Below are 12,218 nucleotides of genomic sequence, written 5' to 3' on the forward strand. Positions count from 1 at the left end.
ACACGCGTGCCCTGGCGCCGGCGCCGAGGGGTGTTGCGCTCTTGACCGCGGATCTCGGCGCCCCTCCGGCGCGCTCGCCGCGCGCGCTGCTCGGATCCGAGCAGCGGTTCAGCGCGGCTGCTTCCTCAGCAACACCCGGACGAAGCGCAAGCTAGCAGCTGCTCGCCGGGCCACCGCCGGGGCAGATGGTCGGGAGGCTGACGCCGGTGGTGGTCCCGTTGATCCAGTCCTTGTAGGTCGAGTGCTGCACCTCGTAGCCGATCCAGCCGGTCCCCTTGGCGAAGTAGTACACCTCGTCTTTTCCGGCGCCGTCGATGATGACCTTCTTGATCACGTCCGTGTAGACTTGACCGTTCGGAGCTGTGACGGAGGACAGGTGCTCGACCGTGTACCGCTGCCACGTCGAGCCCTCGTGCCACGAGTCGCAGGCGCCGCAGGTGGTCTCGCTCTGCGCGTCGACGTAGATGTCGAACGTGTAGGTCTGGACGCCGCGTGATTTGTCGAAATAGCGCGGCAGCACCTTCGCTCCTCCCCAGTCGGTGGTGTCCTTCGGGGCCTGGTAGGCGTAGCCGCCCGCAACAGGGTCTCCGCGCCACTGGTGCCTGCAGTCGGTCGGGCTGTGCAGCGCGCCGCACTGCTCATCGCAGTACGTCTGGATGCCGGTGTCGAAGTACGCCCACGAGGTGTCCTTCCACAGCCGGATCCACTGCTCGTCAGCCGTGTAGGACTCGTAATCGGCGCCGTTCCTGCCCTTCACGTACACGAACTGCCTGCGGCCCGAGGGGTCCTTGCCCTGCGGGACGTACCATCGAGCTCCGGTCACCTGCGTTGTGTACTGGGGGCCGCTCGCGCTGCATCCCGGCGTCATGTAGTCGAAGAGGTCGACGACGCTGGAGGCCCGGCAGGACGTCGAGGTCGTCCAGATGGGCCTGCCGGCGGTGTTGTAGATGACGAGGTTGCAGTCGTCCTGGAGGACGAAACGCGCGCCTGGGTTTCCCGCCGTCCTGGAGTTCCAGAGCGCGCGGGTGCCGGCGTAGAGGACCAGGTTCCCGTCGGTCTGCATGATGAACCTCGTCGTGTCCGACCGCGGCGCCGTGTGCGTGGCCCAGGACGCGCCGGTCTCGTCGTAGGCGACGACGTTGCCGTCCGTCTGATGCACGAGCTTCACCCGGCCGTTGCACGACCGGATCGACTGGCTTCGATCGAGAGACTCCCCCGAGGCGAGCCCGCCGCACGCGAGGGCGCCCTCGGCCGTCCCGGTGAGCTCGTCCTGCTCGGCGAGCGCGTCCGACTCCGACGAATGGCCGGAGCCACAGGCGGAGAGAGCTGCCGGAATCGCCACGAGGACCAACGGATAAAAGAATCGTTTCATTGCAAGTGTCTCCTTCTCGGAATGCAGCGCAGAGAGGACCGCGCTCGGTGCGCAGAGCCGCCACGTGCGGCCAGGGAAGGCGCCGAGCGTCTCGCCGGGGCAGCTTCGCCCCGGAGCAGGGAAGGGCCGTCTTCCTTCAGGCCCCGCTGCGCGGTCCGCGTCCCGTCACGTGTCCTGAGCACTGAGCACCCCGCATGCCAGTCAGCCACAGCGCCCTTCGGGCCGCGCGAGCGGCGCCTCGACCTCGGGTAGGCAACGGCTGCGTAGAAGGGACGAGTGGAGAACGCAGGGCTTGCTGAGGTAAGCAAATCTTGCTGGCGCCCCGACCGCCACCGGAAGGCCGGGCCGCTCCGGCCTCTTTCAGGCTGGGATGGGACAGCCGAGATCTGTGACGGGATTTCGCTCTACCTGCGCCGCGGGCGGGTCATGGCGGCGGAGCGCCGGCGAGCGGGTCACGCCGGGCCGAACAGCGCGAGGCACTGCGCGTCGAGGACGCCGCCGACGAGATCGAGCGGCGCGCCGGAGCTCTCGTTCATCCACTTCGCCGGGACGGCCAGCTCGCGCTGCGCGCCGCCGGTCGCCTCCGTGACCTCCCGCATCGTGCAGCCGTAGACGATGCGGCTCACGCGGGCGAGCCAGGCCGCGGTGAAGCACATCGGGCAGGGCTCCACGGTCGTGTACAGCGTGTATCCCTGCAAGTCCGGCCCGACGGCCGCGCAGGCGCGGCGCACGGCGCCGACCTCGGCGTGGTACGTGAAGTCGCGCTGGCCGTTCACCTCGTCGGTCGCCTCCGCCACGACGGCGCCGTCGGGGGCGGCCACCAGGGCGCCGAACGGCGGCTCACCCGCGCGCTGCGCGCCGCGCGCGAGCTCCAGCGCGCGCCCCATGAGCGCCTCGTCACGGCTCATCGGACGAGCCTCGGGTCGAGCAGCGACTCCGGCGGCGGCGCCTTCTTGACGAGCTTGGACTCGACAGCGAAGTCGACAACCGCCTTCATCGAGGCGTACACGGGGCCGGCCTTCTCCGCCGTGCCGAAGAGCTGCTTGTTGTCGGCCAGGTCGTAGATCTTGTCGCCGCTCAGCATGCCCTTCACGTCCTCGGGCGGAGCGTTCAAGTACTTGCCGACGATGGGAATCGCCTTGTCGGGCTCGCCGCGCAGGACGCGCACCCCCTGATCGATGGCGCCGATGAACCTCGTGCAGGCGTCACCGGACTCGGCGAGCCGCGAGCGGCGCACGGCCACCGCGTCCATGATGGTGTCGGGGACGCTGGCGCTCGAGAAGATCACGCGACCGCCGCCCTTGGTCGCCTTGGTGATCCACGGCTCCCAGGTGACCGCGGCGTCGACCTTCCCCGCCACGAACGCGGCCCCGGCGTCGTCTGCGCTCATGCTCGTGAGCTTCACGTCGTCCGTGGAGAGCCCGGACTTCTTGAGGCCGGCGAGGAACAGCATGTGATTGACCTCGCCGAGGGTGAGCGCGACCGTCTTGCCCTTGAGATCGGCCATGGACGCGACCCCCTCCTTCGCCACCACCGCGTCCGCGCCGTTCGAGCTGTCGATGAGCGCGACGGCCACGACGTCGGTGTCGCCGTTGCCGCTCAGCACAACCAGGTTCTGCAGGGTCGTCAGGCCGATATCGAGCTTCCCCGCGGCCAGCGCCGGCAGCGTGTCCCCGGGGTTCGAGAACGGCTTGAGCTCGACGTCGAGGCCAGCCTGCTTGAACAGCCCGAGCTCGTTCGCGATGAACACGCCCGCATAGCCGATCCACAGGTCGTGTCCCACGGTCAGCTTCACCGGCGCGTTCGCCGCGGCCCCGGGCTTCTCGCCCGGCGCGGCGGCGGCGGGCACCTCGCGCGCTGGCTCGTCCTTCTTCGAGCAGCCTGGCGACAGGAGGAGGCAGGCGAGCGCTGCCCCGAGCTCTAGCACGACGGTCCTTCGGTTCATGGATCCTCTCCCCTCGGCGTATTCGTGAGCCCGAGGAGCAAGCGGCGGCGCTGCTCCTCGGGGCGGGCCTTCCCCCGCAGGAGCGAGAGAATATCCCGTTTGAGGCGCAGCAACGCCTCGTCGAGCTTGAGGTCGGGCGAGCGATCCGCCCGGGGTACCGGCACGTCGATGGTGGCCACGACGCGGCCGGGGCGCTCGGAGAAGACCACCACGCGATCGGACAGGATCAGGGCCTCTTCCACGTCGTGCGTGACGAAGAGCGTCGTGATCCGGTGATGTCGGATCACATGGAGCAGGAGCCCCTGCATCTCCTCACGTGTCTGGGCGTCGAGGGCGCCGAACGGCTCATCCATCAGCAGCACCTCCGGCTGCGCGGCGAGCGCCCGCGCCAGCGCGGCGCGCTGCTGCATGCCGCCGCTCAGCTCCGCGGGCGCGCTGTCGCGGAAGTCCCATAGATCGACGAGGCGCAGCAGGCGCTCGACGCGGTCCGCCTCTCGCTCGGAGCCGGCCTGCCGCGCCCGGCCGCGGTGGCGGGCCAGCGTCATCGGGAAGCCGACGTTCTCCCGCACGCTGAGCCACGGGAAGAGCGTCTGTTGCTGGAACACGACGCCGAGCTCGGCGCCGGGGCCGAGGACGCGTTCGCCGCCGAGCGTGACGGTCCCGGTGGTCGCCGGCTCGAGCCCCGCGACGATGTGCAGCAGCGTCGATTTCCCGCACCCGGAGGGGCCCACGAGGCTCACGAACTCGCCCTCGCCGACGTCGAGGTCGAGCGGGCAGAGGGCGCTGGTCTCGCCGCGGCGGCCGCCGTACGCCTTGCTGACGCCGCGCACGGAGAGCGTCACGCGTCGCGCCCCCTGGCCCAGCGGAAGAGCCGGCGGTGCGCGGCGCCGAACGCCCAGTCGAGCCCCAGGCCGATCGCGCCCAGCACCGCCAGGTACGCGTAGATGCTGGGCGTCTGGATGAAGCGGTAGAACCTGAGGACGCGGAAGCCGAGGCCCTCGGTGGCGGCCACGAGCTCCGCGACGACGACGTAGCTCCACGCCCACCCGTTGCACATGCGCAGCGCGCTCCAGATGCCGGGGAGGGCGGCCGGGGCCAGCACGCGCCAGACGATCTCCCGCCGGGTGGCCCCGAGGCTCTGGCTGACCTGGAGCAGCGGCGCCGGGACCCGCCGTACCTCGTCCGCGGTCATGAGCAGCAGCTGGAAGAAGGTCCCCAGGAAGACGAGGAGGACCTTCGCGCCCTCGCCGATGCCCGCCGCGATCATGACCAGCGGGATCAGCGCCGGCACGGGGACATAGCGGAGGAACTCGGTCGGCGGCTCGATCAGCGCGGCGATCGATCGGAACGCGCCGGCCAGCACGCCGAGCGGGACCGCGAGGAGCGCGGCGGCCACGAACCCGGCCGTGACCCGAAGGAAGCTGTAGCGGACGTCGAGCCAGAGCTCCGCCGAGCCGAGCGCTTCGGCCGTCGCCCGCCCGATGCTCGCGAGCGTGGGAGCGAGGGCGCTGTTCACCCCGTCGCCGCCCGCGAACCAGGCGTACGCCGCGAGGGTGGCGGGGAAGCTCGCCGCGCCGAGCGCGAGACGGACCCGGGCGGGAACGGGGCGGCCGAGCGCGAGCCAGCGCGGCGGTGGTCGCTCGCACTGTCGCGACGGGGCTCGCGGCGCTCGGTCGCCGGGCATCCGTCAGCCGAAGAGCTGCATCACCGCGGCGCTCTCGGTGACGTAGGCGAACGCGTTGCTCATGCAGAGGATCGCGGCGTCGTGGAGCTCCTGTGTGGTCCCGGCCAGGGCGTCGACAGGGAGCAGCACGCGGTAATCCAGGTTCCTCGCGGTGAGGACGGTGCTGAGCACGCAGATGTTGGTGCACACGCCGCAGCAGATGAGGTTCTCCACCCGCTTGCTCCGGAGCAGCAGGTCGAGGTCGGTGCCCAGAAAACAGTCGTAGCGCCGCTTGGTGAAGATCCGATGATCCTGCGGCTCGATCCGCAGCCCATCGACCATCTCGGCGCCGCGGGATCCCTCGAGGCAGTGCGGCGGCTCGAACTCCAGCTCGATGCCGAAGTCGCACCCATCGGCCCTGTGCATCTCCTGGGTGAAGATGACCGGCAGGCCGTGCCCTCTCGCCCACGCGGCGAGCGCGTTGATGCGCTGTACGATATCGAGCGCCCCGCGCGCCTCGCAGGGCGCGCCCTCCTCGACGAAGTCCCTCTGCATGTCGATGACGAGGAGGGCGGTGCTGGCGGGGCGGACCTGGTCGAGGGGCAACGGGCGGATACGCGGCGTCATCGCTGGTCTGGACGTTCGACGCGCTGGGGACACCGGGCGCGTCGAGCTCGCTGAGGTGTGGTGAAGTGGTGAACCGACCGTCTCTACATCAGCCGGGAATGCAGCGTTAAAAGGCTGAACGGAATTTAGCCGGTGTATCGCCGAAGGGTCAAGCGAGACCTCGGTGCGTGAGCACTTCGAGAGGGCGTGAGGTCGCCCGCTGAGTGGAACAAGGTGCGAGGGAGGGAGAGGTCTGTCGGCGCCGCTCGCCGTCGCCTGACGTCTACAGCGGCGCCATCGGCCGCACGCCGGTCATCTCCTTCGCCGCGCCATCGCGTAACGCACGCCGGCCCGGAGATCTCTCAGCAGGACGATCCCCTCCAGCGTCTCGCCGAAGCTCGCGAGCGCCCCGGCGGTGCTGGCCGACATCCCCACGAGGACGCTCTCGGCGCCGAGCAGGCCCACGGCCTGCACCGCGCGCACGAGGTGGAGCGCGACGGCGCTGTCGATCATCGGGACGCCGGTGAGATCGACGATCACGAACTCCGCGTCGTGGCGCTGCACGCCTTGCAGGAGCGCCTCCGTGAGCTGGGTGCCCCGCATCGTGTCGAGATGGCCGATGAGCGGCACGACGATGACCCCGTGGTCGATGGGCAGGACCGGCGTCGAGAGCGCGGCTATCGTCTCGAGGAGGCGCGACTGGATGGCGAGGAGATCGGCCTCGGTGCTCCGCAGCGCCTCTTCCGTCCTCTTTCGTGCGGTCATGTCGACAACGACCCCGACCATCCCCATCACGCGCCCGCTCGCGTCGCGGAACGGGACGTTGTTCTCCAGCGTCCAGCCGTCGCTCCCGTCCTCGAGCTTCCACCGGAGCTCCACGTTGAGCCGCGGGATCCCCTCGGACATGATGGTCTCGTCGTTCTCGCGGTAGCTGCGCGCGACCTCGTCGACGAATATCTCTTCGTCGCGCTTCCCGACGATCCTGTCGCTCGAGAGGCGATAGTGCTCCGCATAGGCCTTGTTGACGGCGAGGTACCGGTGGTCCCGGGCCTTGAAGAACACCATCGCCGGGATCGCGTCGAGCATCGCGGCGTACCCCGAGGCCTCCGCCGCGAAGAAGCTGGCCAGGAGCTCATGCTCGTGGGCAACGGGCCGCGCCTCGCGTACGGCCGAGCTCGGCCGCTGCGCCTCGGCCAGAGCGTGCTCCAGGTCCGCGACGCGCCTGCGGAGCGCCGCGACCTGCTCGCGCAGCGACGTCTCGCTCTCTGGGTCTGAAAGACACTGCATTACAGGGTACCATGCGTCGGCCGGGCCACAGTGACCGCATGATTGTCGGGGGCGCAACACTTGTCAAGCGCTCGATGTCCGTTGTCGACTCACGGCGTGTCGCCGGTGGGGCCGGCAGGTCCCGTGGATGTCGACCAAGACGTTCCTCGCCCGTGCGGAGCGCGAGCGCGCGCCGTTACGCGCCGTTACGCGCCGTTACGCGCCGTCATGCGACGTTTACCCGCCGTTTACCTGCCGTTTACGCGCCGTTCAAGCTGGACCCGTGCTCATCTGGATCTGCGGAGGGCGGGAATCTGTCTCGTACAACGCGGACGATGGTTGTGCGTTGCGCGTGGCCGATGAAGCGGCGTGGACGTGAGATTCGTTGTCTCGCGCATCTCGATTCCTGGTCGGGTGGAACGACCGAGGCGTCTTGAACGATGGGCTCTCCCCTGGTCGAGACGCGCCGTTGCCCGGGGCCCCGCCGCCTGCGCGAGGCCTTGTGTCTTGGCCGGCAGCGGCGCAAGGCGCGGCGCGTGAGCGTTTCGGGCGTACCAATGAGCGCCGCGGGCGCGCGCCGCGCGGCGAGCGGGCGCAGGGTAGGCGCACGAGCCGGCGCGTCGCCGGCCCGTCACCACGAGAGAGCGCATCATGAAAACGCAACCGAAACGCCTCGCCGCGGTCCTCGCCTGCCTCGCCGCCGTCCTCCCGGCGTGTGCCGAGGGCGAGGCCCCGGCCGCGCCGGAGCTCCGCCGTGTCGGCGGCTTCAGCACCCCCGAGTCGGTGCTCCACGACGAGGAGCGCGACGTTTACCTCGTCTCGAACATCGTCGGTTCACCCGTCGAGAAGGACGACCGCGCGTTCATCTCGCGCGTCTCGCCGGACGGCGAGATCCTCGACCTGACATGGATCGACGGCGCGTCGGAGGGCGTGACGCTGAGCGCCCCGAAGGGCATGGCCATCGCGGGCGGCAGGCTCTATGTGGCCGATATCGACGTGATCCGCGTCTTCGACGCGAGCGACGGCGCGCCCATCGAGGACATCGAGGTCGCCGGCGCCGGCCTGCTCAACGACGTCGCGGCCATGCCCGACGGGTCGATCGTCGTCTCGGACTCCGGCGTGGCCATCGGGGAGGGCGGGTTCACCTCGATCGGCACCGACGCGCTCGTCGCGGTCGATCCGGGCGGGGAGGTCTCCCGGCTTATCGCGGATCCCGCGCTGCCGCACCCGAACGGCGTGGCGTGCGCGGAGGGCGAGATCTGGGTGGCTTACCTCGGCGCGGCGCGGGTCGACGCGCTCGACGCCTCGGGGAAGCTCCGGCGCGAGATCTCCCTGCCCGCTGGCACGCTGGACGGCCTCGTGCGCCTCGACGACGGCCGGCTCCTCGTGTCGAGCTGGGACGCGGGCGCCGTCTTCGCGATCGACCCCGCCGGGGACGCGGCGCCGCGCGTCTCCACGCTCGCGGCGGATCTCCCGAGCCCCGCCGATCTCGGCTGGGACCGCGCGAGAAATCGCCTGCTCGTCCCGCTCTTCAACGACGGCGAGATCGTCCTGCTCGACGTGAAATGAGCCGTTCGAACAGCGCTTTGGGCCCAGGGGCGGCGCGGTTACGCTGCGCCGCCCCGGCCGGCCCTGCGCTGTGTCCGCGCGGCGAGAGACGCGCCCTTCCCATCAGGAGCGACGATGAAGACCCAGCTCACCCGACTGCTCGAGCCCACCGATCAAGCCCAGGCCTGGGGCGCGCTCAGAGAGGCCATCTCCCGCCTGGAGCGCTCGTCCTCGGCGAGCGGCGCCGGCCTGGCCCGGTGGATCGGCGTCTTCACCCGCACGCGCGAGCGGATAACGATACAGCGGCTCTCCCGGCCCCTCGTCGTGCTCATCCTCGACGGCGCGAAGCGGATCTTCCTCGACGGCCCGGACGGCAACACGCGCCTCGTCGCCCGGGAGGGGCAGATCCTGCTCGTGCCGCAGGGCATCCCCCTCGAGCTCGTGAATGAGCCCGATCCCGAGCGCGGCGCCTACCGCTCGTTCACGATCGAGCTCTTGAGCGAGGTCGACGAGCGGCTCCAGCGCCGGTATCCCACGCTCTGCGTCCAGCGCGGGCTCGGCGGCTTCGAGGCGGATCGGCCGCACCTCCTGCGCTCCGCGATGCCGTCGATCCAGGCGCTGATCCACCTCGTGAACACGCTCCTCTTGCCCGGCGCGCACGCGCTGCTCATCGAGCACCGGCTGGAGGATCTCATCCTGACCCTGCTCCTGCAGCACCGGGAGCAGCTCGACGAGGCGCGCGCCGCCTCCTCGACGCTGGCGCTCGATCCGACGCTCGCGGTGCGGGCGCTGGTGCGCCGCGATCCGGCGCGCCCGTGGGCGGCCCCGGAGGTCGCGCGCGCGCTCGGGGTGAGCGACGCGACGCTGCGCCGCCGGCTCGGCGCGAAGGGGGTCTCGTTCAGGGCCCTCCTCTGGAAGGAGCGCCTCGATCTCGCCAAGGGGCTCCTGCGCTCGGGGCGCCACGGCGTGCTGGAGGTCGCGACGGCCTGCGGCTACGACTCGGCGTCGCGCTTCGCCGAGCAGTTCCGGCGCTCCGAGGGGGTCAGCCCCTCGGAGTACCGCGCGCGGCACCGGGCGAGCGCGAACGACTGCTCGAGCGACGAGCCCGAGCTCGACGCGACGTGAGGGATCGGCGCGCCGGGACGCGGAGGCGAGGGGCTCAGCCCGCCTTGTCGATGCGGCCGTCGGGGTAGCGCGCGAAGCGGCCTTCCGCGGGCCCGTGGACCGGGCCGTCGCTCGGCCACGGCCATCCGCCGAAGCCCGTCCGCCGGTAGTCGAGGAAGGCCTGCTGGACCTCCGCCATCGAGGTCATCACGAAGGGGCCTTGCTGCGCGACGGGCTCCCCGATCGGCTTGCCCTGGAGGAGCAGGATCTCGCCCTCGTCGGGGCCGTTCTCGAGCAGCGCTGCGGCGCCGTCGCGGAGCGTGATCCTGTGGGCCGCGGGGACGCGCCGGGGGCCGATACGGAGCTCGGCGCCGCGGAAGAAGTAGAGCGCGCGGTTCGTGCCGGGGGAGGCGGCCGGCAGCGTGAACCGCGCGCCAGGGGCCATCTTGAGCGTCCAGATCGCCACGTCGGACGCGGCGCGCGCAGCCCACGATCTCGGCGGCGGGGCCGGCGGGCGGAGCTCTCCGAGGCGGCCGGCGACGATCGTGATCTCGGTCGTCCTGCCCGCGGCGTCGCGCGCGATCTGCCTGGGGATCGTGTCGCCCCACATCATCACGAAGCGCGGTTCGGCGAGCTTGTCGGCGCGCGGGAGGTTGAGCCAGATCTGGAAGAGCTCGAGCGGGTTGGGCCCGTCCTTCTCGACGAGCGGGAACATCTCCGCGTGGACGATGCCGCCCCCCGCCGTGAGCCACTGGACGTCGCCGCGGCCGTAGCGCGCGGCCGCGCCGAGCGAGTCCGCGTGATCGACGAGCCCGCGCCGCACGACGGTCACGGTCTCGAAGCCGCGGTGCGGGTGCTGCGGGAAGCCGGGGACCACGTCGCCGTGGTACATGCGCCAGCCGTCCTTGCCCGCGAAGTCGCGCCCGATGGCGCGGCCCGCGAGCGAGGCGGCCGGCCCCATCCGCTCGTTGCCGGCCGGGTACGCGTCGTCGTGGTGGACGCAGAACAGGAAGGGGTCGAGCGTCTCCCAGGGGAACCCGAGCGGCGCGACGTCGCGGACGACGTCCTCCGCGGCGAGCGCGGTCTCGTCGGTGCGACCGGGCGGGGGCGCGGCGGGGTCGCACGCGGCGACGACGGGCGTTGCGGCGAGGGCGCCGAGGACGGTGCGGCGATCCATGGGGCTCATCGTCTCATCGTAAGGTGGACCTCATGGAGGGACAACGGTGCGAGCGCGCAACGTGGCGTTGCGCCGGCAGCAACGCGCGCGATGTGCGAGCCGCCGCGCGGGCTGCGTAGAGCAGGGGAGCGGTGAGGGTGCGCGTCCGGGCGCGAGCGCGGCGCTTTTTCGTGCGGAGGCGGGGCAGGCGCGCCTGGAGTCGACTAGAGTCGACCCTCGTGTCCAAACGGCGCTCCGAATCGAGCATCATCTTCCTTGTCGCTGCGGTCCAGTTCATCAACATCCTCGACTTCGTGATGGTGATGCCGCTCGGGCCCGACTTCGCGGTCGCGCTGGGCATCCCGATGTCCAGCATCGGCTTCATCGGCGGCAGCTACACGGCGGCGGCCGCGGTCTCGGGCCTCGCCGGCGCGTTCTTCCTCGACCGCTTCGACCGGCGCAGCGTGCTCGCCGTGGCGATGCTCGGCCTCGTCGCCGGCACGGCGGCCGGGGGCTTCGCCACGGGGCTCCCGAGCCTCATGGCGGCGCGCGTGCTCGCCGGGGCGTTCGGCGGGCCCGCGACCTCGGTCGCGTTCTCGATCGTCGCCGACGTCATCCCGCCCGAGCGGCGCGGCAAGGCGATGGGCGTCGTGATGGGCTCGTTCTCGGTCGCCTCGGTGCTCGGCGTCCCCGCCGGGCTGGAGCTCGCCCGCCGCGGCGGCTTTCCGCTGCCGTTCTTCGCGGTCGCGGCGCTCGGGCTGCTCGTCGCGGGGCTCGCGATCTTCCTCCTGCCGTCGATGCGAGATCACCTGACCGGCGCGCCGCCGTCGGGCAGCGCGCTCGGCGAGCTCGGCGCGCTCCTTGGCCGGCCCATCGTCCTGCTCTCGTACGCGACGACGGCGATCCTGACGGTGGCGTCGTTCCTGGTGATCCCCAACATCTCGGCTTACGTGCAGTACAACCTCGGATATCCGCGCGAGCGGCTCGGGCTGCTCTACTTCGTGGGAGGCCTGGTGAGCTTCGCCGCGATGCGGGCCGTGGGACCCTTGGTGGACCGCTTCGGCGCGTTTCAGACGGGCTCGGTGGGGGCGGTGGTGCTCGCGAGCGTCCTCTACGCGGGGTTCGTCTCGTATACGCCGGGGCTGCCGGTGCTCGCCATCTTCATCGTCTTCATGCTGGGCATGACGTTCCGCAACGTCTCGTACAACACGCTGACGTCGAAGGTGCCGCGCCCCGCCGAGCGGGCGCGCTTCACCTCGATGCAGTCGGCCGTGCAGCACATGGCGTCCGCGATCGCGGCGTTCGCGGCGGCCAGGATGCTCCACGAGCTGCCGGACCACCGTCTCGATGGCATGCCGGTCGTGGCGGGGCTGTCGATCGTGTTCACGATCGCGCTGCCGCTGCTGTTCCTCGGGATCGAGCGGCGCGTCGCGCTCGCTGCCGCGCATCGCGCCTAGCCGCGTTGTTGAGCGACTCACCCTCTACGCTTGAGCCGCGGAAAGCGCTGTGGCTCGTCGCTCACCCGCGAGGCTCGCAGCTTGCATGCGCGCGGGCTTCG

At 71.1% G+C, this 12,218-nt stretch carries 11 protein-coding genes; 3 read left to right on the forward strand and 8 right to left on the reverse strand.

Annotated elements, in window-relative coordinates; translation table 11 throughout:
* Positions 1-151 precede the first annotated feature (151 nt).
* The 7 genes from WMF45_RS19245 to WMF45_RS19275 form a co-directional block, all read right to left on the reverse strand.
* Entirely contained in the window at positions 152-1,372 is a 1,221-nt protein-coding gene (locus WMF45_RS19245; protein ID WP_437718336.1) for a hypothetical protein, read from the reverse strand.
* Between the two features lie 452 nt (positions 1,373-1,824).
* On the reverse strand, positions 1,825-2,280 hold the full coding sequence (locus WMF45_RS19250) for a nucleoside deaminase (RefSeq protein WP_437718337.1): 456 nt from the start codon (positions 2,278-2,280) through the stop codon (positions 1,825-1,827).
* Positions 2,277-3,317: an aliphatic sulfonate ABC transporter substrate-binding protein gene (locus WMF45_RS19255; protein WP_437718338.1), complete on the reverse strand. Its 1,041-nt coding sequence runs from the start codon at positions 3,315-3,317 to the stop codon at positions 2,277-2,279. Before WMF45_RS19255 ends, WMF45_RS19250 begins: the two co-directional genes overlap by 4 nt.
* Positions 3,314-4,159 (reverse strand): ABC transporter ATP-binding protein, encoded by an 846-nt coding sequence (locus WMF45_RS19260; RefSeq protein ID WP_437718339.1) that lies wholly within the window; start codon positions 4,157-4,159, stop codon positions 3,314-3,316. Before WMF45_RS19260 ends, WMF45_RS19255 begins: the two co-directional genes overlap by 4 nt.
* Positions 4,156-5,001 (reverse strand): ABC transporter permease, encoded by an 846-nt coding sequence (locus WMF45_RS19265; RefSeq protein ID WP_437718340.1) that lies wholly within the window; start codon positions 4,999-5,001, stop codon positions 4,156-4,158. Before WMF45_RS19265 ends, WMF45_RS19260 begins: the two co-directional genes overlap by 4 nt.
* A gap of 3 nt (positions 5,002-5,004) precedes the next feature.
* The gene (locus WMF45_RS19270; RefSeq protein ID WP_437718341.1) at positions 5,005-5,607 is read right to left on the reverse strand and encodes a cysteine hydrolase family protein; all 603 of its coding nucleotides are present in this window, start codon (positions 5,605-5,607) and stop codon (positions 5,005-5,007) included.
* 291 nt (positions 5,608-5,898) lie between these two features.
* Entirely contained in the window at positions 5,899-6,873 is a 975-nt protein-coding gene (locus tag WMF45_RS19275) for a PAS domain-containing protein (RefSeq protein WP_437718342.1), read from the reverse strand.
* Between the two features lie 630 nt (positions 6,874-7,503).
* Here WMF45_RS19275 and WMF45_RS19280 point away from each other — a divergent pair.
* Positions 7,504-8,421 (forward strand): SMP-30/gluconolactonase/LRE family protein, encoded by a 918-nt coding sequence (locus WMF45_RS19280; protein WP_437718343.1) that lies wholly within the window; start codon positions 7,504-7,506, stop codon positions 8,419-8,421.
* Positions 8,422-8,535: 114 nt separating this feature from the next.
* The gene (locus WMF45_RS19285; protein WP_437718344.1) at positions 8,536-9,525 is read left to right on the forward strand and encodes a helix-turn-helix transcriptional regulator; all 990 of its coding nucleotides are present in this window, start codon (positions 8,536-8,538) and stop codon (positions 9,523-9,525) included.
* A 34-nt stretch (positions 9,526-9,559) separates the two neighbouring features.
* Here WMF45_RS19285 and WMF45_RS19290 read toward each other — a convergent pair whose 3' ends face one another.
* Positions 9,560-10,690, reverse strand: a complete 1,131-nt coding sequence (locus WMF45_RS19290; RefSeq protein ID WP_437718345.1) for a pirin family protein — start codon at positions 10,688-10,690, stop codon at positions 9,560-9,562.
* Positions 10,691-10,899: 209 nt separating this feature from the next.
* Here WMF45_RS19290 and WMF45_RS19295 point away from each other — a divergent pair, with 209 nt between their 5' ends.
* A complete protein-coding gene (locus WMF45_RS19295; RefSeq protein WP_437718346.1) occupies positions 10,900-12,117 on the forward strand; it encodes an MFS transporter in 1,218 nt (405 codons plus the stop codon).
* Positions 12,118-12,218 lie beyond the last annotated feature (101 nt).

It is taken from the genome of Sorangium sp. So ce448, assembly GCF_051520915.1.
Lineage (GTDB): Bacteria > Myxococcota_A > Polyangia > Polyangiales > Polyangiaceae > Sorangium > Sorangium cellulosum_B.

Coding starts and splice junctions, on each gene's coding strand:
- WMF45_RS19245 (WP_437718336.1), bottom strand. CDS start 1,372: ATGAAACGATTCTTTTATCCGTTGGTCCTCGTGGCGATTCCGGCAGCT.
- WMF45_RS19250 (WP_437718337.1), bottom strand. CDS start 2,280: ATGAGCCGTGACGAGGCGCTCATGGGGCGCGCGCTGGAGCTCGCGCGC.
- WMF45_RS19255 (WP_437718338.1), bottom strand. CDS start 3,317: ATGAACCGAAGGACCGTCGTGCTAGAGCTCGGGGCAGCGCTCGCCTGC.
- WMF45_RS19265 (WP_437718340.1), bottom strand. CDS start 5,001: ATGCCCGGCGACCGAGCGCCGCGAGCCCCGTCGCGACAGTGCGAGCGA.
- WMF45_RS19270 (WP_437718341.1), bottom strand. CDS start 5,607: ATGACGCCGCGTATCCGCCCGTTGCCCCTCGACCAGGTCCGCCCCGCC.
- WMF45_RS19275 (WP_437718342.1), bottom strand. CDS start 6,873: ATGCAGTGTCTTTCAGACCCAGAGAGCGAGACGTCGCTGCGCGAGCAG.
- WMF45_RS19280 (WP_437718343.1), top strand. CDS start 7,504: ATGAAAACGCAACCGAAACGCCTCGCCGCGGTCCTCGCCTGCCTCGCC.
- WMF45_RS19285 (WP_437718344.1), top strand. CDS start 8,536: ATGAAGACCCAGCTCACCCGACTGCTCGAGCCCACCGATCAAGCCCAG.
- WMF45_RS19290 (WP_437718345.1), bottom strand. CDS start 10,690: ATGAGCCCCATGGATCGCCGCACCGTCCTCGGCGCCCTCGCCGCAACG.